This is a genomic window from Promicromonospora iranensis, from assembly GCF_028994805.1.
Classification (GTDB): Bacteria; Actinomycetota; Actinomycetes; order Actinomycetales; family Cellulomonadaceae; genus Promicromonospora; species Promicromonospora iranensis.
The window spans coordinates 146421-173337 of record NZ_JAJQQP010000004.1 but is presented as its reverse complement, the minus strand read 5'-3'; the positions used below and the strand labels follow the sequence as shown (position 1 = coordinate 173337).

Genomic DNA, 26917 nt, shown 5'->3' with positions numbered 1-26917 from the left:
CAACGCGAACTAGCAGGTAGGACGCGTTCCGATCATCTTCATCCCCTCGGAATCCGCCAAACCACGGATGAGATGTCGGCACCCGTCCCTGCGGCCGTCCGGGTCGGACCTCAGAGCAGCCGGCGCGCGACCGCCCAGCGGGTCAGCTCGTAGCGCGACGAGAGCTGCAGCTTGCGGAGCACCGCGCTCACGTGGGTCTCCACGGTCTTGATCGAGATGAACAGCTCGCTCGCGACCTCGCGGTAGGAGTAGCCGCGCGCGATGAGTCGCATGACCTCCTGCTCCCGCTTCGAGAGCCGGTCGAGCTCGTCGTCCGCGACGGCGATGTCGTTCGCGGACGCGCCGAACGCGTCCAGCACGAACCCGGCCAGCCGCGGCGAGAAGACGGCGTCGCCGCCGGCCACCTGCACCACCGCCGACGACAGCTCCGACGGGGCGATGTTCTTCGTGACGTAGCCCCGCGCACCGGCCCGGATGACGGAGACGACGTCCTCCGCGGCGTCGGACACCGACAGCGCGAGGAACCGCACCCCCTCGGCCAGCAGGTCGGTGCAGCGCTGCACCACCTCGGCGCCGCCACCGCCGTTGCCGCCGGGCAGGTGCACGTCGAGCAGCACGACGGGCGGACGGTGCTCGTGCACCTGGGCCACCGCGGTGTCGACGTCGGACGCCTCGCCCACGACGGTCACCCGGTCGTCCAGCGAGGCACGCACGCCCGTCCGGAACAGGTGGTGGTCGTCCACGAGCACCACGGGCACCGGGAGCGGCACCAGCCCGCCGCCCGCCGCCGTCGCCTGGGTTGTCATCTCGTCGCACCTTCCGCTGGGGTGGGCACAGCGCCGGGGGCCGCCGTGGCCCGCGCCCTGCCGTTCTTCTCGGTCTTCTTGTCGCCGTTCGCCGGCTTGTCCACCGGCATCCGGAGCCGCACCTCGGTACCCCAGCCGGGCCGGCTGACCACCTCGGCGGTACCGCCGCGACGGCGGACCCGGCCGAGGATCGACTCCCGGACACCGAACCGGTCCTGCGCGATCTCCTCGAGGTCGAAGCCGTCGCCGCGGTCGCGGACGAACACCTCGGCCACGGCGTCGGTGACCTCAAGGTATACGGACACGGGCGGCGCACCGTGCTTGAACGCGTTGAGCAGCGCCTCCCGAGCCGCCTGCAGCAGCGCCGAGGTGGCCTCGGTCGGCGGGCAGTCGCCCACCACGACGGTCTCCACGGTGAGCGGCGCGACGGCGTCCTCGATCTCGGCGACGAGCTCCTTCAGCTCGGCGGCCACCGACGTGCCGGGCTCCTGGCGGTCGTCGTAGAGCCATCCGCGCAGCTCGCGCTCCTGGGCGCGGGCCATGCGGGACACGGCCTCCGGGTCGGACGCCTGGGCGCGGATCAGGGCGAGGGTCTGGAGCACCGAGTCGTGCAGGTGGGCGGCGATGTCGGCGCGCTCGGCCTCGCGGGCGTGGGCGGCGCGCTCGTCGCCGAGCTGGCGCACGAGCCGGAACCACCAGGGCAGCGAGACGAGCGCGATGCCGGCGACCATCGCCACCGACGCGATGGTGGCCTGCATCAGCACGCTCGCGGGGGTGTCCTGCCCGACGAGCATCAGGACGCCGAGCATGGTCAGCACGACGCCGCCCGCGAGGCGCAGCAGCGCCGTCCGCGACCGCAGGCCGCCGCTCGAGCCGCCTACCCAGCGGTCCCGCTCGGTCGCGTCGACCTGGCTCCAGGCCAGGGCGACGCCGCCCAGGCCGATGAGCGCCGGCAGCACCCAGGATGCGACCGGGTCCCAGTCCGCGCGGAGCGCGATCATCAGCGCGGCGCTCGACAGCAGGACCACACCGATCCAGATGTCACGCACCGCGAGCCGGGACACCGGCCCGGAGAGCCGCACCCGGTCGACGAGGGACGCCGCCCGGTCGGCGGCCCCGGCGTCGGCGTTCGCGTCGGTGGTCAGGCGCGGCGCGAGGCGGCGCCGCTCGACGGGCACCGTGTCGTCGGGCACCGTGGGGACCCCGGCGGGCACGGTGGCCCACCAGAAGACGTAGGCCACCAGGCCCGCGCCCGCGAACCACACGAGGATCAGGAACCCGAGCCGGACCAGCCACACGGGCACGCCCGTGTGCGCCGCCAGGCCCGCGGCGACGCCGGCCACCCAGCGGCCGCTGTATCCCGGTCCGGCCTTGCCCGGCCGACGGAGGGTAAGTCTCTGGTTCACACCCTGATCGTCACACGTCCGGGCCCCCCTGAACACGGATGAGCCCCGATCTCAGGGTGCCGCGCAGGGGTAACCAGGGTTGGTTCAGGGCAGGTCCCGATGCCGGAGCGGGCGCCCGTCGACCAGCATGGAGGCATGAGCACCGACGAGACGCGTCCTGAGGGCGCCACGAACCAGCCGGGCGGTTCGGCCGACGCCAGGCCGGTCGGCCCGGACGACAACGACGCCGGCCCGGCCTTCGAGCCGGCTGCCGATCCAGCGACCGACCCGACGGTCGATCCTGCACCTGCCGCCCCCGGGCAGAAGCCCTACCCGGAGTCCGGCTTCTTCGCGTCGATCCGCCGCGCCCTGTTCCCCCGCTCCGACCAGCGCTGGGTGGGCGGCGTCGCCGGCGGCGTCGCCGAGCGGATCGGCTGGGACCCGCTGCTGGTCCGCGGCCTGCTGATCGTGAGCTTCTTCCTCGGCGGGCTCGGCCTCATCCTCTACGGCATCGGCTGGGCGCTGCTCCCCGAGCGCGACGGCCGCATCCACCTCCAGGAGGCGGCACGCGGTGACTTCGACGTGGCCATGCTCGGCTCGGTGGCCGTGTTCCTGACCGGCTTCGCCTGGGGCGGCCCGGGTGGCTGGTGGGACGGCGGCGACTGGGAGTGGCTCGGCTTCCTCTTCTGGCTGGCCGTGCTGGGCGTGGTGTTGTACCTGATCGTGCAGGGTGTGCAGCGGAGCCGCGAGAGCTCCGCCGCCCGCCGCGCCGCGGTCCCCGGGGCACCGGTCCCTGGTGCACCGACCGGTCCCGCTGCGCCCCCGCGGCCCGGTGAGCCCGGCACCACCGCCCACTTCACGCCCGCGCCGCCGGTGGACTACCGCCGGTCCGACGGCCTGGTCTACGCGACCGGCGCCGGCCCTGCCCCGTACCGCCCGACGCAGGCGCCGTACCGGTCCGGCCCGACCCCGACGCCTCCGCCGAACTACACCCCGCCCCCGGCCCGCCCCCACCGTGGCCCGGGCGGCACCACCGTCGGGATCACGGTGGGTGTCATCCTGCTGACCGGCGCACTGCTCCTGGGCCTGCACCGGCTGAACGCCCTCGGCCTGCCCGACGACACCGCCCAGATCGCGGCGATCTGGCTGGGTGTCGGGACGGTGACGCTCGGTATCGCGATCCTCGTCTCCGCCATGCGCGGCCGGACCAGCGGCATCCTCGGGTTCTTCTCGATCGTCGCCATGCTGTTCGGCTTCACGTACGTGATGGTCGCCGGGGCCGTGGGCCCGTACTGGATGGACGACGCCGTGTCGAGCGGTCGCGAGATCGAGAGCTATGTGTCGGGCTCCCACTACCCGGACGCGGCGACCCTCACCGAGGGCACCGCCACCGTGCAGACCCTGCGGGAGGCGGAGAACGGCTTCTACGTCCAGTGGGGCGACCCCGTCATCGACCTCACCGAGCTCGACCTGTCCGAGGTCGAGCCGGGTGAGCCCGTGGTCGTCCCGATCCAGCTGGGTGCGGGCCAGACCGTCGTGGTGGTGCCGCAGGACGTGGCGGTGGAGGCCAACGCCTACGTCGCCGCGGGCGTCGTCCAGTGGCAGGTCGACGACCAGGACCGGGCAACGAGCGGCGTCGGCTCCGACACCTACTTCGCGAGCGACGAGGTAGGAGAGGACGGCGCGGTGCTGAGCCTCGAGATCGAGGCCGGCGCCGGCGAAGTCATCGTGAGCGAGACCAAGTGAGGGAGCGCGCCATGACCGAGCACACGAGCGACCACAAGAACCCGAGCAAGACACCGAGCCGGCCCGAGGGCCAGGACACGAGCGAAACCATGGACAACAAGAACCCGCAGGACCCGGACACCACCGAGGTGCTCCCCGCGGCGGAGACCCCGCCGACCCAGGAGATCGCCCAGGCCACCCAACAGCTCCCCCAGGGACCCGCGCCCGAGGGCGAGGTGCACCCGGCCTACGGCGTCGCCGCGGCACGGGCACAGGAGCAGGAGGCGGCAGCGGCCGCCGTCCAGGACGCCCCGGCGCACGACGACTCCGACCCGCTCGCCCCGCTGCGCGACCCTGCGCCCGAGGTACGGGACACGCCCGAGGCGACCGCTCCGGCGTCGGGCACCGGGTCCGGGGCCGCGGAGTCCCAGCCGGCCCCGGGACAGACCGTCCAGCAGGTCCAGCCCGCTCAGACCGCACAGGCCGCCGCACGGCGCGGCCCGCGTGTCGGGACGGCGGTGTGGGGGCTGATCGTGATCGCGGTCGGGCTGGGCATCCTCGCGGTCTCCGCGGGCGTGATGTTCGACCTGGGCGTCGCCCTCATCGTCCTGCTGGGCGCGGCGGGCGTGATCCTCGTCGTCGGCTCGGTGGTCTCCAGCCTCCGCCGGCGCTAGGGCGGCCCGCCCCGTACGCGACCACCGGCCGAGCGGGCCCTCACCGAGGGCCCGCTCGGCGGGTGTGGCGGACGGGATCTTCCTGTGCGCGCTCCCGCTACGCCGCACCCACGGCCTCCCTGGTGCGAGGATGACCAGCGTGCGCATCACTCACGTGTCGGACACCTATCTCCCGTTGCTCGGCGGGATCGAGGCCCAGGTGAGCCGTCTCGCCGGCCAGCAGGCGGCGGCCGGCCACGACGTCGAGGTCATCACCACCACCCCGGCCGCCCCCGGCGCGCACGGGGTGAGCACCACCGACGAGGACGGCGTCACCGTGCACCGCGTCGCCGCGCGCGTCCCGGGCGGCTGGCCGATCCACCCCCGCTCCACCGCCCACGTGACCGCCCGCCTCCGGGCGGCGATCGCCCGGGGCGAGCGGCCCGACGTCGTGCACCTGCACATGGGGGTGCTCGCCCCGACCGCGCAGGCCGCGCTCAGACCCGTGACCCGGCTGGGCCTGCCCGCCGTGCTGACCGTGCACAGCGTGTGGGGCGGTGCCTGGCGTCTGTTCGCCGGGGCCGACGCCGTGGTCCGCTGGTCGCGCCTGCCCGTGCGGTGGTCGGCGGTGAGCGAGCTGACGGCGGCGCCGCTGCGGCGGCTCGTGCGTCGGGGCGCCGGGCCGGGCACCGACGGGACGGGAGCCGGCGGGGCCGACGTCGCGATCCTGCCCAACGGCCTCGACCTGGACACCTGGCGGGTACCTCGTACCGAGCGCGACGCACGGCCCGAGGGTTCAGGGGTGCACTTCGTGGCTGCTGCCCGGTTCGCACCGCGCAAGCGGATGCTGCCGCTGCTCGCAGCGATCGCCGACGTGGTGCCTCGGCTCCCCGCCGGAGCGCTGTTCGTGACCCTCGCCGGTGACGGCCCGGAACGGGCGGCCGCACGCCGCTTCGTCGCCGAGCGCGGGCTGCGCGACGTCGTCTCCCTGCCCGGACGCCTCACCAGCACGGAGCTCAAGCGGCTCTACGCGCGGGCCGACGTCTTCGTCGCGCCCTCCCCGGACGAGGCCTTCGGCATCGCCGCACTCGAGGCGCAGGCCGCCGGGCTCGCCGTGGTCGCCCACGCCGAGTCTGGCGTGGCCGAGCGGGTGGGCGACGGTGCCGCCGGCCTCCTCGTCCCCGACGACGCCGCGCTCGCCTCGGCACTCGTGCGACTCGTGACCGAACCGGACCTGCTCGACGGGCTGCTGGAGCGCGCCGCGACGCCGCCGTCCGGCGTGGACTGGCCGGAGGTGCTGGCCACCACGGAGCGGGCCTACCGGGAGGCGGCGGCCCTGGCAACAGCCCCCGGCCGAACGTAGGCCTGGTCGCGCCCTTCCGCCGAACGTAGGTCTGGTCGCATGATCAGCGCTCATCCGACGATCATCCCTACGTTCGGTCCATCCCTTCGCGCGGTGTCGTGCGGTGCCGGACGGGCGCCGATAGCCTCGGCCGGTGAGCCCCACCGAACCCGCCGCGACGAGCCCGGCCGCGCCCTTCGCCGTCCGGCTGTACCGGCGGGCCCGGGGCGAGGTGGCGCCGTACGCGCCGACGATCGCGGTGACCGCCGCCCTGGCTGCCGCGTGGGCGGTCTGGGCGAGCGGACCGGGCTGGCTCACGCCCGCGTACCTCGTGCTCGCCGCCCTGGGCGCGGCGCTCGGCGTCATCGACGCGCGCACCCACCGGCTGCCGAACGCGCTGGTGTACCCCCTCACCTGGGCGACAGCGGTACTGCTCGCCCTGGCAGCGCTCGGCACCGGCGACTGGGCTGCGCTCGGGCGGGCGGCGCTGGGCGGCCTGGCGTTCTTCGCCGTCTACCAGCTGCTCTACCACGTCACGCCGCGCGGCGGCCTCGGGTACGGGGACGTCAAGCTCGCGCTCGCCCTCGGCGCGGTGCTGACCTGGCACTCGTGGACCATGCTCCTGGTCGGCGTCTTCGCCGCACATCTCCTGGCCGGTGTCGCCGCGGCAGTCCTGCTGCTCGGGCGGCAGGCGGGCTGGAAGACCGGCATCGCCTTCGGGCCGTACATGCTGCTGGGCACCGTCGTCGGGCTGACCTGGGCACGGCTCAGCGGCGGATGACCCTCCGCACAGCACCGCGGCCCCGTCCCCGGAGAGGGACAGGGCCGCAGGAGGTCACTCCCACTCGATGGTGCCCGGCGGCTTGCTCGTCACGTCGAGCACCACGCGGTTGACCTCACGCACCTCGTTGGTGATGCGCGTCGAGATCGTCGACAGCACGTCGTAGGGCAGGCGGGTCCAGTCCGCGGTCATCGCGTCCTCGGACGACACCGGGCGCAGCACGATCGGGTGGCCGTACGTGCGGCCGTCGCCCTGGACGCCGACGCTGCGCACGTCGGCGAGCAGCACCACGGGGCACTGCCAGATCTCGTTGTCCAGCCCCGCCCTGGTCAGCTCCTCACGCGCGATCGCGTCGGCACGGCGCAGGATCTCCAGGCGCTCGGCGGTGATCTCGCCGACGATCCGGATGCCCAGGCCCGGGCCGGGGAACGGCTGGCGCGAGACGATCTCCTCGGGCACGCCGAGCTCGCGGCCCACCGCACGGACCTCGTCCTTGAACAGGGTCCGCAGGGGCTCGACGAGGTCGAAGTCCAGGTCGTCGGGCAGGCCGCCCACGTTGTGGTGGCTCTTGATGTTGGCGGCGCCCTCGCCGCCGCCGGACTCCACGACGTCCGGGTACAGGGTGCCCTGCACCAGGAACTTCACGTCCTCGCCGTGCTCGCCGGCCTCGGCGACGATGTCCCGCTGCGCGTCCTCGAAGACGCGGATGAACTCGCGGCCGATGATCTTGCGCTTGGTCTCCGGGTCGCTGACGCCCGCGAGCGCCGTCAGGAAGCGCTCCTTCTCGTCGCGGACGATGAGACGCACGCCGGTCGAGGCGACGAAGTCGTTCTCGATCTGCTCGACCTCGCCGGCCCGCATGAGGCCGTGGTCGACGTGCACGCAGGTGAGCTGGTCGCCGACGGCCCGCTGCACGAGCGCCGCGGCCACAGCGGAGTCGACGCCGCCGGACAGCGCGCAGATGACCCGGGCGTCGCCGATCTGCGCCTTGATCGCGGCGACCTGGTCGGCGATGACGTTGTCGGGGGTCCAGTCGGGGGCGAGCCCGGCGCCCTCGTAGAGGAAGTGCTCGAGCACGGCCTGGCCGTGCGCCGAGTGCTTCACCTCGGGGTGCCACTGCACGCCGTACAGACGGCGGCGGGTGTCCTCGAAGGCTGCGACGGGCGAGCCGCTCGACGTCGCGAGGATCTCGAACCCGACGGGCGCCTTGTGCACGGCGTCGCCGTGGCTCATCCAGGCGGTCTGGTGCTCGGGCGTGCCGGCGAGCAGCACGCCGGAGGCACAGACCTCGACCTCGGTGCCGCCGTACTCGCTCAGGCCGGTCTGGGCCACCTCGCCACCCAGCGCCTGCGCCATGGCCTGGAACCCGTAGCAGATGCCCATGACCGGCACGCCGGCCTCGAACAGCTTGGGGTCCACGAACGGGGCGCCCGCCGCGTACACGGAGGAGGGTCCGCCCGACAGGATGATGGCCGCCGGGTCCTTGGCGAGCATCTGCTCGACGGACCACGTGTGCGGCACGATCTCCGAGTACACCTTCGCCTCGCGCACCCGGCGCGCGATGAGCTGGGCGTACTGCGCGCCGAAGTCGACGACGATGACCGGGCGGGGGGTCTGGAACTGGCTCTCTGGCTGGGCTGAACCAGCGGTGGCGGGTGACGTCACGCACCAAGTCTATGTGCCGGACGGCGGCCGGGCGCCCCGCGCCTGTGTTATGTCCCGCACCCCCGGCGCCGCCCCGTCACCACTCGGCGAACGAGCCGTCGGTGTGCCGCCAGACCGGGTTGCGCCAGCGGTGCCCCTCGGCCGCACGTTCGCGGACGTAGTCCTCGTTGACCTCGATCCCGAGACCTGGCCCCTGCGGGATGGCCACGGAGCCGGCGTCGTAGGCGAAGACCGTCGGGTCCGCGATGTAGTCGAGCAGGTCGTTCGAGGTGTTGTAGTGGATGCCGAGGCTCTGCTCCTGGATCACCGCGTTGTAGGCGACGGCGTCGAGCTGGAGGCACGCGGCCAGGGCCACGGGGCCGAGCGGGCAGTGCGGGGCGACGGCGATGTCGTAGGCCTCGGCCATCGCCGCGATCTTGCGGACCTCGGTGATCCCGCCGGCGTGGGAGAGGTCGGGCTGGATGATGTCGACCACACCCGAGGTGATGACGTCCTTGAAGTCCCACCGGGAGTACAGCCGCTCCCCCAGCGCGATCGGCGTGGCTGAGTTCCGCAGCACGTCGGCGATGCCGTCGACGTGCTCGGACAGCACGGGCTCCTCGACGAACATGAGGTGGAACGGCTGCAGCGCGTCGAGCAGCACGCGCGCCATGGGGCGGTGCACGCGCCCGTGGAAGTCGACGCCGATGCCGATGTCCGGTCCGACCGCCTCACGCACCGCCGCGACGTTGGCGACGACCTTCTCCACCTTGTCGCGCGAGTCGAGGTACTGCAGCTCCTCCGGGCCGTTCATCTTGACCGCGGAGAAGCCCCGCTCGACGGCGTCCTTCGCCTGGGCGGCGGTCTCGGCGGGCCGGTCGCCGCCGATCCACGAGTAGACCTTGATGCGGTCGCGCACCCGGCCGCCGAGCAGCTCGTGCACGGGCACGCCGAGCGCCTTGCCCGTGATGTCCCAGAGCGCCTGGTCGATGCCGGCGAGCGCGCTCATGTGGATGCCGCCACCGCGGTAGAACCCGGCGCGGTACAGGACCGTCCAGTGCTCCTCGATCCGGCGGGGGTCCTTGCCGATCAGGTAGTCCGACAGCTCCTCGACGGCGGCGGCGACGCTGGCGGCCCGGCCCTCGAGGACCGGCTCGCCCCAGCCGACGATCCCTTCGTCGGTCTCGATCCTGAGGAAGAGCCAGCGCGGCGGCAGGGCGAATGTCGTCATCGACGTGATCTTCACGGCGTGCCTCTCGGTCGGTTCGGGTGGTGCGGGTTCAGCTGTCGTGCCAGATCCGGACGAGCTCCGCGGCTCGCACGCCGACCGTCTCCGGCGCGTCGCCCGGCCGGTAGAGGGAGGTCCCGACACCGGCGCCGGACGCACCCGCGGCCGCCCAGGCGGCGAGGTTGGTGGCGTCGACGCCGCCAACTGGCACGAGCTCCGTCCCGGGCGGGAGCACGCTCGCCCAGGCCCGCATGCCGTCGATGCCGATGGTGGTGCTCGGGAACAGCTTCACGGCGCGCGCACCGGCGTCGAGCGCCGCGAACGCCTCGGTCGGTGTGGCCGCCCCCGGGTAGCTCGCCAGGCCGAGCCGCACGGTCTCCGCGACGACGTCCGCCCGTGTGTGGGGGGAGACGATGAGGGACGCCCCCGCGTCGGCGGCGCGGCGCACGTCGTCCGGGGTGAGGACGGTGCCCGCCCCGACGCGGCGGTCCGGTGGGCCGGCCGCCCGGATCCGGCGGATGGACTCCAGCGGGTCCGGGGAGTTGTAGGGCACCTCGACGGCGTCGAACCCGGCGTCGAGGACCGCCTCCGCCACGGCGACCGCCTCGTCGGGCGTCACGCCGCGGAGGATGGCCACGAGGCCGGTGGGCCGGTTGGTCATGCGGGCTGCTCCTCGGTGCTCGGGGCGGACGGGTTCGGGCTCGCCGGCACCAGACCGGCGTCCAGTGCGACGCGCCACAGCCCGTGGGCGGCGGCGTCCTCCCCGACCGTGCGGACGGACGCACCGCCGCGCTCCAGCGCGAAGCGATAGCGATGCTCGGTCGCCGGGGGCCCGCACAGCGCGACGACGCCGGAGGAGGCGCCGCGCAGCGAGTGCCGGACCTCGGCGCCGATCAGCAGGCCGGAGACGTAGTCGGCCACCTCGGTGGGATCGAGCCGGCCGGCGAGCACGAGCGGCCGCGCCGTGAAGAGCAGGGCGGTCAGCGCGCGTTCGTCCCCCTGTGCGGCCTCGGTGTCGAGGCCGCGGGTGAAGGCTTCGGTGACCTCGGTGCCGGGCTCTCCCGTCGCGAGCCGCGCGAGGATGCTGTCCCGCATCAGCAGGGCGTAGAGCTCGCCGGTCATGGCAGTGGTGAAGCCGGTGACGCGGGTGGCGTCCAGGCGCACCCACTTGGAGTGCGTGCCCGGCAGCACCACCGTCTCCGGCTGGTCGGCCGGCACGGCGAGCGCCCCGGCGAGCTGGACCTCCTCGCCGCGCAGGACGTCCGGGTCCGCGCCCGTGGCCCGTAGCCCGGGCACGATGTGGACCACCGAGTCCCCGGCCGGCACGACGGTCAGCCGCCCGGCGAGGTCGCTGAGCTCCGCCGGCACGTCGAGGTACCCGGCCTCGGCCCAGCCGTGGTTCGAGCCCGCCATCCCGGCGCACAGCACCGGCACACCGGGGTGCTGGGTGAGCCAGGGGCCGCACAGGCGCGTGAAGGTCTCCTCGAAGGCGGTCGACCGCTCCTGGGCGGAGTCCGCCCGGCCCGAGACCGCCAGGGCTCCGTCGTCCGTCCGGACATCGTCGAGCACCGAGCCGGTGCCGTCCATGAGCCAGGCGCGGAACGTGGTGGTGCCCCAGTCGAGGGCGACCAGCGCGGCGTCGCGCGGCGGTGCGTCGTGAGCCATGTTCCGGACGGTAGAACCGGCGTCCCGAATATCCGTACCGCGTCCCTATTATCGGGATAGCCTCGCCCGATGGCCGTACCGTCCGCCCCTCCTCCGGGCACGCAGACGCTCGCCCGGGGCATCGCCGTCGTCAACGCCGTCGCACGCGGGCGGACCCGGCTGCGGGAGATCGCGGAGGAGACAGGGGTGGGCCGCAGCACCACCCACCGCCTGCTCCAGCTGCTCCTCGCGACGCGCTACCTCCGCCAGCTCGACGACGGCGCGTACGCGCTCGGCCCCGCCCTGATCGAGCTCGGCTACCAGGCCCTGCAGGAGAACCCGGTGACGGGGGTGGCCGCACCGGTCCTGCGTGCACTCGCCGAGCGCGTGCACGACACCGTCCACCTCGCGATCGAGGACCGCGGACAGGTGCTCTACCTCGACAAGATCCCCGGGACACGCGGGGCGGTGATGCGCTCCCAGGTCGGGCACCGCATGCCGCTGACCCGCACCGGCATCGGCAAGGCCCTGCTCCTGGACAGCCCGGACCGCTGGCGGGCGCAGTTCGTCGCCGAACGTCCGGCCGGGGCGACGGCCGACGGCGGCCTGGCGCGGGACGTGCTCACCGCCGACACGTTCGTCCGGGTCATGGAGACCTCGGCCGGACGAGACGTCACCTTCGACCTGGAGGAGAACGAGCCGGGGATCCTCTGTGTCGCCGCCCCGGTGCGGGATGCGTCGGGTTCGATCGTGGCGGCCGTGAGCGTCACGGCGACCCGCCCGTACATGCCGCCCGAGCGGCTCGAGGGCCTCGTGCCCGTGGTGCGGGACACCGCCGCCCGCATCTCCGCGGGTCTGGGTCAGTCCGCGGGCGCGTCGTAGCTGATCTCGACCCGTCGGTTCTTGGCCCGCCCCACCGGGTTGTCCTTGCCGTCCACCATGTTCTCCGCGATGGGTTGCGTCTCGCCATGGCCCTTCACCGTCAGGCGCAGGTCGGGGCGGGCGCTGCGAAGAACGTCGGCGACGGCGTCGGCACGGCGTTCGGACAGCCCGCGGTTGAACCCGTCGTCACCGATCGAGTCGGTGTGACCGTCGACGGCGACCTTCGCGCCCTGGGGGACCTCGTCGAGCAGGTCAGCGACCGCCGCGCCGGCGGTTCGCGTGATCTGGTGCTTGCCGAACTGGAACAGGAGGTCGGACGTCAGCCGCACCGTCGTCGTCTCGTCCTCCTCGACCACGGTCTCGAGCGGGGTGGTGGAGTCGTCCGGGTGCAGGTCCCAGGTGGCGTCCTCCGCCGAAAGGTCCCAACGAGCGTCCTCCGCCGCCAGGTCGAGGGTCGCGGCGGCCCGCATCGCGTCCGTGACCGTCACCGCCGAGAGCTCCTCGAGGTCCGCCTGCTGCCGCTCGGTGATCTCCGCCATGAGCGCCGGGTCGGCGGACGGCGTCGGCGCGGCCGTCCCGTCCGTCCCCGCCGCACCGAGGGCGAGCGCCGCCGCCAGCGCACCGGCCACCAGGGTCACGAGTCGCCGTCCAGGTAGGTCACCTCGGCCTGGGTGAACCCGGGCAGACCCTCGATCGGCATCACGTCGACGGTCGCCGGCCGACCCTCCGGGGCGGGCAGCGACGCCCACCCCTCCACCGTGCCGTGGTTCGGGAACCTGCTGCCCACCTCGTCACGCGCAGAGGCGAGCATCGAGGCCTTGCACCGGACGGCCTCGACGGCCTCGCCCTTCCAGGTGCCGTCGGTGCAGAACGGGCGGTAGGCCTTGAGGTTGGTCGGGTCGATCACGCTCACCGCCGTACCGAGGCCCATGTCGTAGTAGGACAGGGCCGCGTCCGGCTCGGCGTCGTCACCGTCCCAGCGCATCGCCCAGCGCACCGTCATGGTCTGCTCGGACACCTCGACCGCACGCAGGATGAGGGTCAGCGTGCCGGGCATCCCCGCGTCGCCGGGCACGTCCGCCGTCGTCTCGGCCATGGATCCGGTCACGGTCCGCGCGGAACCGGTCGCCTCGACAGGGGCCGCCGGCTCGCCGGCGGCAGCCGCCTCGCCGACCGCTGAGCCGTCGTCCACCGCGTCGTCCCCCGATCCGGCGGTGCACCCGCCCAGTGCGAGCACCCCCGTCACCAGCAGTGCGACAACCCGACCCGACGTGCGCCTCATGCGTCTCCCTCTCGTGAGCTTCCGGCCCTGTGGCGGCCGACCGGGAGAAGGTTCCACATCCCGTGTCCCGGCGCACGGAAAACGCGTGGGGACCTCTCCCCTGGACATCACCGCGCTACTCGTGCTGCCAGCTGTGCCAGAGCTTCGCGTACTCGCCGCCTGCCGCGACCAGCTCGTCGTGCGGACCGATCTCGGTGATGCGGCCCCCGTCGAGCACCGCCACGCGGTCGGCGTCGTGCGCCGTGTGCAGGCGGTGCGCGATGGCGACCACCGTGCGACCCTCGAGCACCGCGTTGAGCGAGCGCTCCAGGTGCCGGGCGGCGCGCGGGTCCAGCAACGAGGTGGCCTCGTCGAGCACCAGCGTGTGCGGGTCGAGCAGCACCAGTCGCGCGAGCGCGATCTGCTGTGCCTGCGCCGGAGTGAGCTTGTAGCCGCCCGATCCGATCTCCGTCGCGAGGCCGTCGTCGAGCGACTCGACCCAGCCGTGCGCGTCGACCGCCCGCAGCGCGCCCATCAGCTCGTCGTCGTCCGCGTCGATCTTCGCGAGCCGCAGGTTCTCCGCCAGCGACCCGACGAACACGTGGTGCTCCTGGGTCACGAGTGCCACGTGCTTGCGCAGGTCCTCCAGCGGCAGGTCCACCAGCGGCACGCCGCCGACCAGCACCTGCCCACCGGTGGGCGGGTGGATGCCGGCCAGCATGCGGCCGAGGGTCGACTTGCCCGAGCCCGACGGCCCGACGATCGCCAGCCGCTCCCCCACCCGGAGGTCGAGGTCGATGCCGTGCAGCACGTCGGTGCCCTCGCGGTAGGCGTAGCGCACACCGCTGCCCTGGACGTGCTCGTCGGTGGGCTGCGCGTCACCGGGCGTGCGGTCGGCCGGCACCAGACGGACACCGATGATCCGCGACAGGGACGTCGCGGCCACCTGGATCTCGTCGAGCCAGAAGATGAGCTCCCAGATCGGCCCCTGCAGCTGGTAGGCGTACATGACGATCGTGGCGACCATGCCGATGGTCACGGTGCCCTCCGAGGCGAGGAAACCGCCCCAGACGAGCACCGTGATGGGCGCGAGCATGAACGCGAAGTCCACGCCCGGGAACAGCACGGTCCGCAGGTTGAGCGTGCCGATCTCCGCCTCGAACGCCTCGTGCAGGTCGTCGTCGCCACGCGTGGTCCGTCGGCGGCCGATCCGCAGCGCGTCGATGGTGCGTGCGCCCTCGACGGACTCGGTGACGGTGCCGTCGAGCCGGGCGTACGCCGCGGACTCCCGCTGATAGGCAGGCGTCGCTCGCTTGAGGTACCAGCGCGCCACCGCGACGAGCACCGGGACACCGACGAACATGCCCAGCGCCACCAGCGGCGACACGACCATGCTCATCACGACCGTCAGCACGAGCGTGACCACGGCGATCACCAGGCGCGGCACCCCGAAGCGCACGGCGTTCTGGATCCGGCTGACGTCACGCGTGGTGCGGGCGATGAGGTCGCCGGTGCCCGCGGTCTCGACCGTGGACAGCGGCAGCGCGGTGACCGTCTCGACGAACTCCTCACGCATGTCGGCGAACACCGTCTCGCCGAACACCATGGCGCGCCGCTGTGCGAACCGGGTGATCAGCGCCTGCAGCACCACGGCGGCGACCGCGACGAGCACCAGGTTGCGCGCCACCTCGACCGTGGTTCCGCCGATGACCGCGTCGACGAGCTTGCCCAGCACCAGCGGGCCGACCAGCCCGGCCATGGCAGCCACCGTGTTCGCCACGGTGATGACGATCAAGGGTGCCTTGTGCCGTGCGAGCAGCGTGCGGGTGTACCGCCAGGTCTCGGCGGCATCGGCGATCGGCAGGATCTTTCCCGTGCTCATGCCGTGCCTCCTTCCTGTGCGTCGGCAGTGTCCAGCAGCGCGTCGAGCTCTGCGTCGAGGTCGTCGTCCAGCGACCGGCCCACGACCCGGCGGTAGCGGGCCGCTTCCTGCCCACCCTCCGCCGTGGTGGGCAGGTCCAGCAGCTCTCGGTGCGTCCCGTGCGTGACGACCCTCCCGTCCTCCAGGAAGATGACGTCGTCGACATGGTCGAGCACCAGGGGGCTCGCCGTGACGATCAGGGTGGTCCTGCCGCGACGCCACTCGGTGAGCCGCTGCGCGATGCGCGCCTCGGTGTGGGCGTCGACCGCTGAGGTGGGCTCGATCAGCACCAGGATCTCGGGATCGGTCAGCAGCGCTCGGGCCAGGGCCACCCGCTGCCGCTGGCCGCCGGACAGCGAGCGCCCCTTCTCCGGGATCTCGCCCTCGATGCCGTCGGGCAGCGAGTCCAGCACGTCGTGCGCGTCGGCGAGGTGCATGGCCCGCAGCAGCGCCTCACGGTCCGCGGAGTCCCGGACGTCGAGCTCGCCCGCGAGCCGGCCCGAGAACAGCGACGGCGTCGCGTCGGCAACGACGATGCGCTCCCGCAGCTCGTCCTTGTCGAGGTCGGCCAGCCGGACACCGCCGAGCGTGACCGGGGTACCGGCCTCGCCCTGGTCGTCGAAGCGGCCCATCCGGATCGCCACGTCCGCCGACTCGTCCGGGTCCGCGCTCACGAGGGCCACGACCCGACCCGCACGGAGCGTGACGCCCGTCGTCTCGTCGACCAGCGGGACACCGGCGGGCGGCATCGGTGCCGTCGACTCGTCCGCGCCGGTCGCCGGCACGACCTGCAGCACCTTGACCACCTTGCCGGCCGCGACGTGCGCCTTGGTCACGACGTTGACCGACTGCACGAGGAGGTGCACCGGCCACGACAGGAACGACGCGTACCCGTAGAACGCGACGAGCTGGCCCGTGGTGATGCGCCCGGCGATGGCCTCGACCGCGCCGAGGTACACGACGAGCGCGATGAAGAGTCCCGGCAGCAGGATCTGCAGGGCGTCGAGCACCGACTGGGTGCCCGCTACGTCGACGCCGGCCTGGCGCACCTTCTGCGACTGCGTCCGGTACCGGCCCGTGAAGACCTTCTCGCCGCCGATGCCGCGCAGGATGCGCAGGCCGGAGACCGTGTCCGCGCCGAGCGTGGTGAGCCGCCCCTGGGCGTCGCGCTGGTCCTTCTGCCGCTTCTGCAGCGGCTTGACCAGCAGGGCGAGGATGGCGGCCACCACCGGCAGGCCGAGCGCGATGACCAGTCCCAGGGTGAGCGACTGGTCGAGCATCAGCACCACGACGATGCCGTAGGTGGTGATGCTGCCGATCGTCTGCCCCGCGATGGCGAAGACCTCGCCGATGCGCATCGTGTCGTTGGCGACCGACGACACCACCTCGCCCGTGGGCAGCTCCTTGGTGATGTTGTGCCCGGACCGCGACACGGTGCGTGTCACCAGCTGGGACGTGCGGAACGCCGCGTGCATCCACGCCGCGATGTCCCACCGGTGCCCTATCGCGTTGGACGCGATCCACACCAGGCCGACAGCGAGCATCACGCCGGCCCAGGTCCACGTGGTCCGGTCCAGCCCGGACGCGGTGGCGCTGTCGATGATCCGGCCCAGGAAGAACGGCTGGAAGGCGCTGCAGGTGAACCCCACCACGCCGAACACCATCGCCACGAGCAGCACCCGCACCTGCTTCCGGGCAAGCCACAGGAGCAGGGTGAGTGGTCCGCGCAGCGGCGGGGTGCCGGGATCGGCGAAGGGGAGGGAGCGCACGACCAACACCGTACGGAGGACCACTGACATCGATCCACGCTTTATCCACCGGCGGCTGGGACCACCCTCGGGAAAGGCATATCCTCGATGGTTGTGAGTACCCCTCAGACCGCTCCCGAGATCTCCGCCGAGGCCGCCGCCGTCGCGATCCGCAAGGCGCGCGGCGCCATGGCGCGCTACCGCTTCATGGCGGTCCTGACCGGCGTCATGCTGCTGATCCTGTGCGTCGAGATGGGCATCAAGTACGGCCTGGGCGCGCTGACCGACGTCGACGGCGTGATGCAGTACATCGCGTGGGTGCCGTTCGCCCACGGCTGGATCTACGTGGCGTACCTCGTCACGGTCGCCGACCTGTGGTCGAAGATGCGCTGGGGCTTCGGCCGTCTCGTCACGATGGTCCTCGCCGGTGTCGTTCCGGTGATGTCGTTCGTGCTGGAGAAGAAGATCCACGGCGAGGCCGACGCGAAGCTCGTCGCGCTGGAGAAGCGCTACCTGGCCTGACGCCGCCGAACGGGCCTGACGCCGCGGCCGGGCCCGAGCCCGGCCGCGTCACGTCATGCGTCCCGCCGCGCGGCCAGCTCCGCCCGCAGACCGGGGCCGAGCAGCCCGACGATCTCGGTGCCCGGCTCGTCCTCGTAGGGCAGCATCTCGACGAACGCCGTGGTGATGAGCCGGTCGACGTCGGGATCCGCCCCGAGCTCCGCCTCGAGGAGGTCGAGCACCGCCCGGACCTCCGCCGCGGGATCCGGGTCGTCGGACGTGAACAGCCGGAGCGCCTCCGCCCGGTCCTCCTCGGTCCAGTCGTCGTCGATCTCGAGGGACGCCCCGCCCGTGAGCAGCGCGAGCTCGCGCTCGGCGACGTCGCCGAGGAACGGGTGCGCCAGCACCTCGTCGTGGTAGCCGTAGCGTTCGGCGTCGGCGAGCGGCCGGAGGGCGGGTACCGCCCGGAGCAGGCGCTCGAGGAACGCGGTGACCGCCGGCTCGTTCCGGTGGTCGCGGTCCTGGTCGAGCGCGGCCCGCACCCGCGGACCCAGCCCGTCGGCGATCTCCCCGCCCTGCTGGTCGGGAGACGGGACATGGATGAGGTAGGCGCTGACGACGTCCTCGCTGACGACGGGCGGCCCGGCCTCCAGCTCCGCGCCCAGCGCGATCATCGCGTCGCGAGCAGCGGCGTCCTGGGCCCGTACCCGCTCCACGAGCTGTGCCGAGACCAGCTCCATCACGAACCCGTCGGTCATCAGCGCCGCGTCGAGGCCGGCGTCGAGCCCGGCCTGCACCTCGCTCCGCGCGACCTCTCCGGCGAGCGGCACCGCCCGCACCAGATGCTCCCACCAGGCGGATCCGGTCCAGGGTCCGGCATCAGTCATCGTCGTCCTCTCGGTTCAGGTCCTGCCGCGGGGCCACCGGCCAGAACGCCCCCGCACGAGGCAGGGACCAGCACCGACGGCGATCGTCCGCCCATCCTTGCGCATCCCTGGACCCGCGAACGGGAGCCGTGGCGTACCTGATTCAATGCGATGGTGAACGCCCACGCCTTCGACTCCCTCACCGCCGACCGGCTCCGCGAGAACGGCAGCCACAAGTGGACGGCCTTCCCCGGCAAGATCGGCGCCTGGGTCGCGGAGATGGACTTCCCCGTCGCGCCCCCGATCGCCGCCGCGCTGCACGACGCGGTGGACCGCAGCATGCTCGGCTACCTCCCGGCGTCCCTGGTGTCCGGCATGGTCGACGCGTACACGTCGTTCGCCGCGGACCGGTACTCCTGGACGGTGGACCCGGAGCAGGTGCGCTCGGTGCCCGACGTGCTGACCGCGCTCGAGCACACCATCACGCACTTCTCCCGCCCCGGGTCACCGGTCATCCTGCCCACCCCCGCGTACATGCCCTTCCTCACGCTGCCGGGTGCGCTGCGCCGCGAGGTGATCCAGGTCCCGATGCTGCGCGACGCCGACGGCCGGTACGGCTACGACCTCGACGCGCTCGACGCCGCGTTCCGCGCGGGGGGCCACCTGCTGGTGCTGTGCAACCCGCACAACCCGATCGGCCGCGTGCTGGAGCCCGCCGAGATGCTGGCCGTGGCCGAGGTGGTGGACCGCCACGGCGGGCGGGTCTTCTCCGACGAGATCCACGCCCCGCTCCTCCAGCCGGGGCACCGGCACGTCCCGTACGCGTCCCTGAACGAGACGACGGCGGGGCACACCGTCACGGCGACCTCCGCCTCGAAGGCGTGGAACCTGCCCGGTCTCAAGTGTGCGCAGCTGGTCCTGTCCAACGACGCGGACGCGACGCTCTGGCGCGCGGTGGGCCACCGGGTCGAGGAGGGCGCGTCGACGCTGGGCGTCCTGGCGAACCGGGTCGCCTACACCGAGGGCCGGGACTGGCTGGACGACACGATCGGCTACCTGCACGGCAACGTCACCCGGCTGGGCGAGCTGCTCGACGGGACGGGGATCGGCTACCGCGCCCCCGAGGGCACGTACCTGGCCTGGCTGGACTGTCGAGGCCTGGACCTGCCGGTCGGCAGGGACAGCCTGGCCGGCTACTTCAGCGAGCGCGCGGGTGTCGTCCTCGTCGACGGCGGCCGGTGCGGCGAGGCGGGCCACGGCTTCGTCCGGCTCAACGCCGCGATGCCGCGTCCGATCCTGGAGCAGGCCGTCGGCCAGATGCTGGCGAGCCTGGACCGCTGACCAGGCGTCGGTCGAGCGTGCCGGGACGGGATCTCGACACGCTCGACCGACGTGCGGGCCTCACACCGACGGCAGTCCGGCGATCCCCGTGTCGGCGTCGGTGGGCTCGCCGCCCCGTCGCCCGCCGGCCATCTCGTCGCGCACCAGGCGGATCCACAGGAGCACGGCGAACCCGCCGAACACCCACCACTGGAGCGCGTAGAACACGTTCTGCAGGTTGGCGCCCGAACCGCCGTCGATGGTGGGTCGTGGCAGGGCCGCGACTCCCCCGCTCTCCGGCGAGCCCGGCCCTTCGTTGGCCACGAGGTAGCCCGTGTAGATCGGGCCGCCCCACTCGTTGACCAGCGCGCTGAGGGCGATCTGCTCGGTCTGCCCGTCCACCACGGCCGCGCTGCCCGACGTCGACTCGCCCACCTGCAGCCAGCCCGTCAGCGTGACCTCGCCCTGCGGATGGGTCAGCGCCTCGGCGGCGGCGGGTGCGGCCACCCAGCCCTGGACGACGGCGAGCACCGGCGCACCGGACAGGTCCGCCCAGGACTCGCCGCCCGTCCCGTCGTCGGACACCCGGAAGGGGGTCAGGACGAGGTAGCCGGTCTGCCCTTCCAGGGCGCGGCCGGGCACCAGGACGGAACCGCCGGGCTCGAACTCGCCGGACACCTGGACCTCGCGCCCCACGAGCTCGCCGGGGAAGGTCTCCTGCGGCGCCAGCACGTCCCCCAGCCACGACGGGCCTGCGGCAGCGGCCTCGACCGCCTCCTGCTGCGCGGCCAGCTCCGCACGCTCGTACGCGCGGTCCAGCTGCCACGCGCCCAGCCGGCCGCACACGAACGCTGCGAGCACGAACACGAGCAGCAGGCCGATCATGCGGGGCTGCCGGGCGACCTGGAGGAAGGTGCGTCGCTCGGGGGGCGGATCGGCGTCGATCGCCCTCGACGCGGGTGTGCTGGGGGCACTGACAGGCATAGTCTCAACGGTAACCGCCAGCGGACGGGTCAGAGGCACCCGTCACCCGGATGACCCCGGGTCTGGCTCGTCACAGAGCACACGTCTCGCGTGCCCGGCCGTTCTGCGTTCGAATGAATCAGGCAGCCAAGCCGGCACAGATCCCGCACGTCACTCCCCGTAGGAGCGTGAGCGATGACCACGACCGTAGCCACCGACACCCCGGCCACCGACTCCCCGGCCCCCGCCTGGCGCGCCACCGGCGTCGCCGAGCTGGAGCCCACCGACCTGGAGCGCATCCACGCCTGGTGGCGGGCCGCGAACTACCTCTCGGTCGGCCAGATCTACCTCCTGGACAACCCGCTCCTGCGCGAGCCGCTCGTGCCCGAGCACGTGAAGCCGCGCCTGCTGGGCCACTGGGGCACCACGCCGGGCCTGAACTTCCTCTACGCGCACCTGAACCGGGCGATCAAGGAACGAGAGCAGGAGACGGTCTACGTCACCGGCCCCGGCCACGGCGGTCCCGGCCTGGTCGCCTCGGCGTACCTGGACGGCACCTACTCCGAGGTCTACAGCGACATCACCCAGGACACAGAGGGCGTCAAGCGCCTCTTCCGGCAGTTCTCCTTCCCGGGCGGCATCCCCAGCCACGTCGCGCCGGAGACGCCCGGGTCGATCCACGAGGGCGGTGAGCTCGGCTACTCCCTGAGCCATGCGTACGGCGCGGCGTTCGACAACCCCGACCTGCTCGTCGCGGCGGTGGTGGGCGACGGCGAGGCCGAGACCGGTCCGCTCGCGACCTCCTGGCACTCGAACAAGTTCCTCAACCCGGCCCAGGACGGCGTCGTGCTGCCGATCCTGCACCTCAACGGCTACAAGATCGCCAACCCGACCGTCCTGGCGCGCATCCCCGAGCAGGAGCTGCACGACCTCATGGTCGGCTACGGGCACAAGCCGTACTTCTTCGAGGGCGGGTACGACGAGAGCGAGTCACCGCTCGAGACGCACCGCCGGTTCGCCGCCCTGCTCGACGAGGTGCTCGACGAGATCGCCGCGATCAAGGCACGCGCGGCGAAGGGCGACCTGAGCCGACCCACCTGGCCGATGATCGTGTTCCGCACCCCCAAGGGGTGGAGCGGCCCGGCCGAGATCGACGGCAAGAAGACGACGGGGTCGTGGCGCGCGCACCAGGTGCCGCTCGCGAGCGCCCGCGACACCGACGAGCACCTGCGGGTCCTCGAGGCCTGGCTGAAGTCGTACCGCCCGGAGGAGCTGTTCGACGACGACGGCCGGGTGCTGCCCGAGATCGCCGAGCTCGCGCCGGAGGGCCCCCTGCGGATGAGCGCCACCCCGCACGCGAACGGCGGGCTGCTGCTCAAGGACCTGCGCCTGCCGGACTTCCGCGAGTACGCGGTGGACGTCCCGACGCCCGGCGGGTCCACGTCGGAGGCGCCGCGCGTGCTGGGCCAGTGGCTCACCGACGTGATCCGGCTGAACCCGAACAGCTTCCGCATCTTCGGCCCGGACGAGACGGCGTCGAACCGCCTGCAGGCCGTGTACGAAGCGACGGACAAGCAGTGGAACGCCGAGTACATCGGGCCGGAGGTGGACGACCACATGGCCCGCGCGGGCCGGGTCATGGAGATGCTCAGCGAGCACCAGGTGCAGGGCTGGCTCGAGGGCTACCTGCTCACGGGCCGGCATGGGCTGCTGACGAGCTACGAGGCGTTCATCCACATCGTCGACTCGATGTTCAACCAGCACGCCAAGTGGCTCAAGGTCACCAACCACATCCCGTGGCGGCGACCGATCGCGTCCCTGAACTACCTGCTCTCCAGCCACGTGTGGCGGCAGGACCACAACGGGTTCAGCCACCAGGACCCGGGGTTCATCGACCACGTCGTGAACAAGAAGGCGGAGATCGTGCGGGTCTACCTGCCGCCGGACGCCAACACCCTGCTCAGCACCTACGACCACTGCCTGCGCAGCCGCCAGTACGTGAACGTCGTGGTGGCGGGCAAGCAGCCGGCGCCCAACTTCCTGGACATGGAGTCCGCCATCGAGCACTGCACGCGCGGGCTCGGCATCTGGGAGTGGGCAGGCACCGAGAAGCCCGGCGAGAAGCCGGACGTCGTCCTGGGCTGCGCCGGTGACGTGCCGACCCTGGAGGTGCTCGCCGCGGCGGACCTCCTGCGCCGGGAGCTGCCCGACCTGAAGGTGCGTGTGGTGAACGTCGTCGACCTCATGCGGCTGCAGGACGCCACCGAGCACCCGCACGGCCTCACGGACTCGCAGTTCGACGGCCTGTTCACCAACGACCGACCGATCATCTTCGCCTACCACGGCTACCCGTGGCTCATCCACCGCCTCACCTACCGTCGTGCGGGCCACCCGCACATCCACGTGCGCGGGTACAAGGAGGAGGGCACCACGACCACGCCGTTCGACATGGTCATGCTCAACGACCTCGACCGGTACCACCTTGTGATCGATGTCATCGACCGGGTCCCGTCGCTCGGCAGCGCGCAGGCGGGACTGCGCCAGCGCATGCAGGATGCCCGGCACCGCGCGCGTGCCTGGACCCGCGAGCACGGCGACGACATCCCCGAGGTGCGCGACTGGGTCTGGCCGGACGCCCAGGACCTGGCGGACGGCGGCCAGGTTGACGCTACGCTCGGCACTGGTGGAGACAACGAGTAGCAGCAAATCCCGCAGAGTGAACACGGAGCGACCTGTGACCGGCGCAACCCGCAGCATCGTCATTGCTTCCCCCGAGGGCGAGAGCGGGAAGTCGACGGTCGCCCTCGGCGTCCTCGACCTGCTGGTCCGCCAGGGCCAGCGGGTCGGGGTCTTCCGGCCCGTGTCGCGCGCCACCGAGGCCGAGGACACGAGCGGCCGGCGCGACCACGTCCTGGAGCTCCTCCTGGAGCACGACGGCGTCGACGTCGGGTACGACGACGCCGTCGGCGTCACCTACGCGGACCTGCACGCCGATCCCGACGCCGCGCTGAGCCGCATCGTGTCCCGGTTCCACGACCTCGCCGCACGCTGCGACTCGGTGGTGGTGCTCGGCACCGACTACACCGACGTCGCCGGGCCCACCGAGCTCTCGTTCAACGCGCGCATCGCGGCGAACCTCGGCGCGCCGGTGCTGCTCGTGGTCTCGGGCCGCGAGCGCACCCCCGAGGGCATCCGTGCCCTGGCCGACGTCAGCCTCGCCGAGCTGGCGGCACACCACGCGCAGGCGATCGGGCTGGTCGTCAACCGCGCCGACACGCACAGCGCCCTGGACGTCCGTACCGTGCTGGCCGAGGCGCAGCCCGACCTGCCCGTGTGGACCATCCCCGAAGAGCCGTTCCTGCAGGCCCCGACCGTGGGCCAGCTCCTGGAGGCCGTGGACGGCACCCTCGTCCTGGGTGACCCCGAGCTGCTCGGCCGTGAGGCGCTCGAGCTGCAGGTCGGCGCCATGAGCTTCGAGCACCTGCTCGAACGGCTGACCGACGGCGCTGTCGTCATCACCCCGGGTGACCGCATCGACCTCCTGATCGGGCTGCTCGCCACGCACATGACGCCGTCGTTCCCGTCGCTCGCCGGGATCATCCTCAACGGTGGGTTCTACCCGCAGGGCCGGCCCGCCGAGCTGCTGGAGGCGATGCGCCCCAAGCTGCCGATCATCACCACCGAGCTCGGCACGTACCGCGCCGCCCGTCAGGCGGCCACCACGCGCGGCCGGGTGGACAAGAGCTCGGTGCGCAAGGTCGAGACGGCCCGCGCCCTGTTCGAGCGCAACGTCGACTCGGCGGCGCTCGCCGCCCGGCTCGACCTGCCCCGGCCGCAGGTGGTCACGCCGCTCATGTTCGGGTACCAGCTGATCGAGCGGGCGCGCGCCGACCGTCGCCACATCGTGCTGCCCGAGGGCTCCGACGACCGGATCCTGCGTGCCGCGTCGACGGTGCTCGCCCGCCACATCGCGGACCTGACCATCCTGGGGGACGAGGAGCCGGTCCGTGCCCGCGCCGCCGAGCTGGGCCTCGACATCGAGGCCGCCCGCGTGCTGTCGCCCCACGACCCGGAGCACGTGGAGCAGTTCGCGGCGGAGTACACCCGGCTGCGTGCCCACAAGGGCATGACCGTCGAACGGGCACGGGAGATCGTCACCGACGTCTCCTACTTCGGCACGATGATGGTGCACCTGGGCCTGGCCGACGGCATGGTCTCCGGCGCCGCACACTCGACGGCGCACACCATCCGGCCGTCGTTCGAGATCATCAAGACCAAGCCGGGGACGTCTTCCGTGTCCTCGGTGTTCTTCATGTGCCTCGAGGACCGGGTGCTCGTCTACGGCGACTGCGCCGTCATCGTCGATCCGACGTCGGACGAGCTCTCCGACATCGCCGTCTCCTCGGCCGCCACGGCCCGGCAGTTCGGCGTCGAGCCGCGCATCGCGATGCTCTCCTACTCCACCGGCACGTCCGGCACGGGGGCCGACGTGGACAAGGTCCGCACGGCGACGGAGCTCGTCCGCGAGCGCACCCCCGAGCTCGACGTCGAGGGCCCGATCCAGTACGACGCCGCCGTCGACGCCTCGGTCGCCGCGTCCAAGCTGCCCGAGTCCGACGTCGCCGGCCGCGCCACCGTGTTCGTGTTCCCGGACCTGAACACGGGCAACAACACGTACAAGGCGGTGCAGCGGTCGGCGGGTGCGGTCGCCGTCGGGCCGGTGCTGCAGGGCCTGAACAAGCCGGTGAACGACCTGTCCCGCGGCGCCCTGGTCCAGGACATCGTGAACACGGTGGCCATCACGGCGATCCAGGCCCAGACCACCTCCGTGCGAGCGTGACCGTTGCGCCCAGAACGGTCGCAAACCCGCAACGATCACGCTCACAACCTGAAAGGCCCGTGGCATGTCGACAGTTCTCGTTCTGAATTCTGGGTCTTCCTCGCTGAAGTACCAGCTCGTCGACCCCGCCTCGGGCGAGGCGCTCGCCGCGGGCGTCGTCGAGCGCATCGGTGAGACCTCCGGGACGGTCAAGCACGAGGCCAAGGGCGAGAAGACGGTGCGCGACCTGCCTGTGCCGGACCACGGCGAGGCGCTCCGGATCGTGATCGGCCTGTTCGACGAGGTGGGCCCGTCGCTCGCCGAGGCGGGCATCGCCGCCGTCGGGCACCGGGTGGTGCACGGCGGCGAGGTGTTCAGCGCCCCCACCCTGGTCGACGACGACGTCGTGGCCGGCGTGCGCGACCTCGTCCCGCTGGCGCCGCTGCACAACCCGGCCAACGTGACCGGCATCGAGGTCGCGCGCGAGCTGCTGGACGTGCCGCACGTCGCCGTGTTCGACACGGCCTTCTTCACGACGCTCCCGAAGGCGGCCTCGACGTACGCGCTGGACCGCGAGGTCGCCGCCGAGCACGGCGTGCGCCGCTACGGGTTCCACGGCACGTCGCACCAGTTCGTGTCGTCGGCGGTGGCCGCGCACCCCGTTGTCGCCGAGAAGCTGGCGGCCGAGGGTCGCAGCCCCGAGACGTTGCGCCAGGTGGTGCTGCACCTGGGCAACGGTGCGTCGGCGTCGGCGGTGCTGGGCGGCGAGCCGGTCGACACCTCGATGGGCCTGACACCGCTCGAGGGCCTGGTCATGGGTACCCGCTCCGGCGACATCGACGCCGGCATCGTGTTCCACCTGATCCGCGAGGGGATGGCGGCCGAGGAGGTCGACACGCTGCTCAACAAGCGTTCCGGGATCCTCGGCCTGTCCGGGGTGGGCGACATGCGTGAGCTGCAGAAGCTCGTGGCGGCCGGCGACGCCGACGCGCGGCTGGCGCTGGACGTCTACCTGCACCGGCTGCGCAAGTACGTGGGCGCGTACGCCGCGGTGCTGGGCGGCATCGACGTGCTCACGTTCACGGCGGGCGTCGGTGAGAACGACCACCGCGTGCGTTCAGGGGTGGTGCGCGGGCTGAAGTTCCTCGGTCTGACGATCGACCCGGCGGCCAACGAGGCCCGGTCGGACGAGGCGCGCGTGATCTCGGCCGGGCACGGCGCCGAGGCGCCTCTCGTCATGGTCGTCCCGACCGACGAGGAGCTGGCGATCGCGCGCCAGGCGATGGCGCTCGTCGAAGGCTGAGCCCTCCGGGTCGGCAGGAGACGACGGCGAAGGCTTGACGTCCTCGGCCTCGCCGAGGAGGATCGCCTTCATCCATGGTGACGTCAACATCCGTTCGCGTACGCGTCGTTGTTCACGTCAACATC

At 72.6% G+C, this 26917-nt stretch carries 22 protein-coding genes; 10 read left to right on the top strand and 12 right to left on the bottom strand.

The genetic code is table 11. The features are described from left to right. Positions 1 to 110: 110 nt before the first annotated feature. Entirely contained in the window at positions 111 to 806 is a 696-nt protein-coding gene (locus tag LUM46_RS07950) for a LuxR C-terminal-related transcriptional regulator (protein WP_274993236.1), read from the bottom strand. Beyond that, positions 803 to 2212 (bottom strand): sensor histidine kinase, encoded by a 1410-nt coding sequence (locus tag LUM46_RS07945; protein WP_274993235.1) that lies wholly within the window; start codon positions 2210 to 2212, stop codon positions 803 to 805. The genes LUM46_RS07950 and LUM46_RS07945 overlap by 4 nt, the downstream gene beginning before the upstream one ends. A gap of 135 nt (positions 2213 to 2347) precedes the next feature. On the opposite strand from LUM46_RS07945, the gene LUM46_RS07940 reads away from it, so the two are divergent. The 4 genes from LUM46_RS07940 (at position 2348) to LUM46_RS07925 (ending at position 6692) form a co-directional block, all read left to right on the top strand. Next, positions 2348 to 3937 (top strand): PspC domain-containing protein, encoded by a 1590-nt coding sequence (locus LUM46_RS07940; protein WP_274993234.1) that lies wholly within the window; start codon positions 2348 to 2350, stop codon positions 3935 to 3937. An 11-nt stretch (positions 3938 to 3948) separates the two neighbouring features. After that, the gene (locus LUM46_RS07935; RefSeq protein ID WP_274993233.1) at positions 3949 to 4590 is read left to right on the top strand and encodes a hypothetical protein; all 642 of its coding nucleotides are present in this window, start codon (positions 3949 to 3951) and stop codon (positions 4588 to 4590) included. A 139-nt stretch (positions 4591 to 4729) separates the two neighbouring features. Then, complete coding sequence (locus LUM46_RS07930; RefSeq protein WP_274993232.1) at positions 4730 to 5932, top strand: glycosyltransferase family 4 protein; 1203 nt, start codon at positions 4730 to 4732, stop codon at positions 5930 to 5932. 133 nt (positions 5933 to 6065) lie between these two features. Next, complete coding sequence (locus tag LUM46_RS07925; RefSeq protein WP_274993231.1) at positions 6066 to 6692, top strand: prepilin peptidase; 627 nt, start codon at positions 6066 to 6068, stop codon at positions 6690 to 6692. Between the two features lie 54 nt (positions 6693 to 6746). On the opposite strand, the gene guaA is transcribed toward LUM46_RS07925, so the two are convergent. The 4 genes from guaA to LUM46_RS07905 all read right to left on the bottom strand — a co-directional run bounded on the left by guaA (position 6747) and on the right by LUM46_RS07905 (position 11229). After that, positions 6747 to 8357 carry a glutamine-hydrolyzing GMP synthase gene (gene guaA / locus LUM46_RS07920; protein WP_274993230.1) on the bottom strand — a complete coding sequence of 537 codons (1611 nt, stop codon included), beginning with the start codon at positions 8355 to 8357 and terminating at the stop codon, positions 6747 to 6749. A 76-nt stretch (positions 8358 to 8433) separates the two neighbouring features. Beyond that, a complete protein-coding gene (gene dgoD / locus LUM46_RS07915) occupies positions 8434 to 9567 on the bottom strand; it encodes a galactonate dehydratase (protein ID WP_445376102.1) in 1134 nt (377 codons plus the stop codon). A gap of 49 nt (positions 9568 to 9616) precedes the next feature. Continuing rightward, entirely contained in the window at positions 9617 to 10225 is a 609-nt protein-coding gene (locus LUM46_RS07910) for a 2-dehydro-3-deoxy-6-phosphogalactonate aldolase (RefSeq protein ID WP_274993228.1), read from the bottom strand. Continuing rightward, a complete protein-coding gene (locus LUM46_RS07905; RefSeq protein WP_274993227.1) occupies positions 10222 to 11229 on the bottom strand; it encodes a 2-dehydro-3-deoxygalactonokinase in 1008 nt (335 codons plus the stop codon). Before LUM46_RS07905 ends, LUM46_RS07910 begins: the two co-directional genes overlap by 4 nt. Before the next feature lie 69 nt (positions 11230 to 11298). Between LUM46_RS07905 and LUM46_RS07900 the strand changes: the two genes are divergently transcribed. Further along, positions 11299 to 12090, top strand: a complete 792-nt coding sequence (locus LUM46_RS07900) for an IclR family transcriptional regulator (protein ID WP_274993226.1) — start codon at positions 11299 to 11301, stop codon at positions 12088 to 12090. Here the strand turns inward: LUM46_RS07900 and LUM46_RS07895 are convergent. From LUM46_RS07895 to LUM46_RS07880, 4 genes are all read right to left on the bottom strand, one after another. Beyond that, a complete protein-coding gene (locus tag LUM46_RS07895) occupies positions 12069 to 12728 on the bottom strand; it encodes an OmpA family protein (protein WP_274993225.1) in 660 nt (219 codons plus the stop codon). The two genes, LUM46_RS07900 and LUM46_RS07895, sit on opposite strands and share 22 nt — an antisense overlap. Beyond that, the gene (locus LUM46_RS07890) at positions 12725 to 13372 is read right to left on the bottom strand and encodes a hypothetical protein (RefSeq protein ID WP_274993224.1); all 648 of its coding nucleotides are present in this window, start codon (positions 13370 to 13372) and stop codon (positions 12725 to 12727) included. The genes LUM46_RS07895 and LUM46_RS07890 overlap by 4 nt, the downstream gene beginning before the upstream one ends. Before the next feature lie 115 nt (positions 13373 to 13487). Further along, the gene (locus LUM46_RS07885; protein WP_274993223.1) at positions 13488 to 15233 is read right to left on the bottom strand and encodes an ABC transporter ATP-binding protein; all 1746 of its coding nucleotides are present in this window, start codon (positions 15231 to 15233) and stop codon (positions 13488 to 13490) included. Next, entirely contained in the window at positions 15230 to 17071 is a 1842-nt protein-coding gene (locus tag LUM46_RS07880; protein WP_274993222.1) for an ABC transporter ATP-binding protein, read from the bottom strand. Before LUM46_RS07880 ends, LUM46_RS07885 begins: the two co-directional genes overlap by 4 nt. Positions 17072 to 17128: 57 nt before the next feature. Between LUM46_RS07880 and LUM46_RS07875 the strand changes: the two genes are divergently transcribed. Further along, complete coding sequence (locus LUM46_RS07875; RefSeq protein ID WP_310243000.1) at positions 17129 to 17542, top strand: DUF3817 domain-containing protein; 414 nt, start codon at positions 17129 to 17131, stop codon at positions 17540 to 17542. A 53-nt stretch (positions 17543 to 17595) separates the two neighbouring features. On the opposite strand, the gene LUM46_RS07870 is transcribed toward LUM46_RS07875, so the two are convergent. Then, positions 17596 to 18408, bottom strand: a complete 813-nt coding sequence (locus LUM46_RS07870) for a hypothetical protein (protein ID WP_274993220.1) — start codon at positions 18406 to 18408, stop codon at positions 17596 to 17598. Between the two features lie 150 nt (positions 18409 to 18558). On the opposite strand from LUM46_RS07870, the gene LUM46_RS07865 reads away from it, so the two are divergent. Continuing rightward, positions 18559 to 19728, top strand: a complete 1170-nt coding sequence (locus LUM46_RS07865) for a MalY/PatB family protein (protein WP_274993219.1) — start codon at positions 18559 to 18561, stop codon at positions 19726 to 19728. A gap of 60 nt (positions 19729 to 19788) precedes the next feature. Here LUM46_RS07865 and LUM46_RS07860 read toward each other — a convergent pair whose 3' ends face one another. Continuing rightward, on the bottom strand, positions 19789 to 20691 hold the full coding sequence (locus LUM46_RS07860) for an SURF1 family protein (RefSeq protein WP_274993218.1): 903 nt from the start codon (positions 20689 to 20691) through the stop codon (positions 19789 to 19791). 174 nt (positions 20692 to 20865) lie between these two features. Between LUM46_RS07860 and LUM46_RS07855 the strand changes: the two genes are divergently transcribed. From LUM46_RS07855 to LUM46_RS07845, 3 genes are all read left to right on the top strand, one after another. Further along, complete coding sequence (locus LUM46_RS07855; protein WP_274993217.1) at positions 20866 to 23370, top strand: phosphoketolase family protein; 2505 nt, start codon at positions 20866 to 20868, stop codon at positions 23368 to 23370. A 34-nt stretch (positions 23371 to 23404) separates the two neighbouring features. Next, on the top strand, positions 23405 to 25510 hold the full coding sequence (pta, locus tag LUM46_RS07850; RefSeq protein WP_274993216.1) for a phosphate acetyltransferase: 2106 nt from the start codon (positions 23405 to 23407) through the stop codon (positions 25508 to 25510). A gap of 64 nt (positions 25511 to 25574) precedes the next feature. Further along, positions 25575 to 26792: an acetate/propionate family kinase gene (locus LUM46_RS07845; RefSeq protein WP_274993215.1), complete on the top strand. Its 1218-nt coding sequence runs from the start codon at positions 25575 to 25577 to the stop codon at positions 26790 to 26792. Positions 26793 to 26917: the final 125 nt, after the last annotated feature.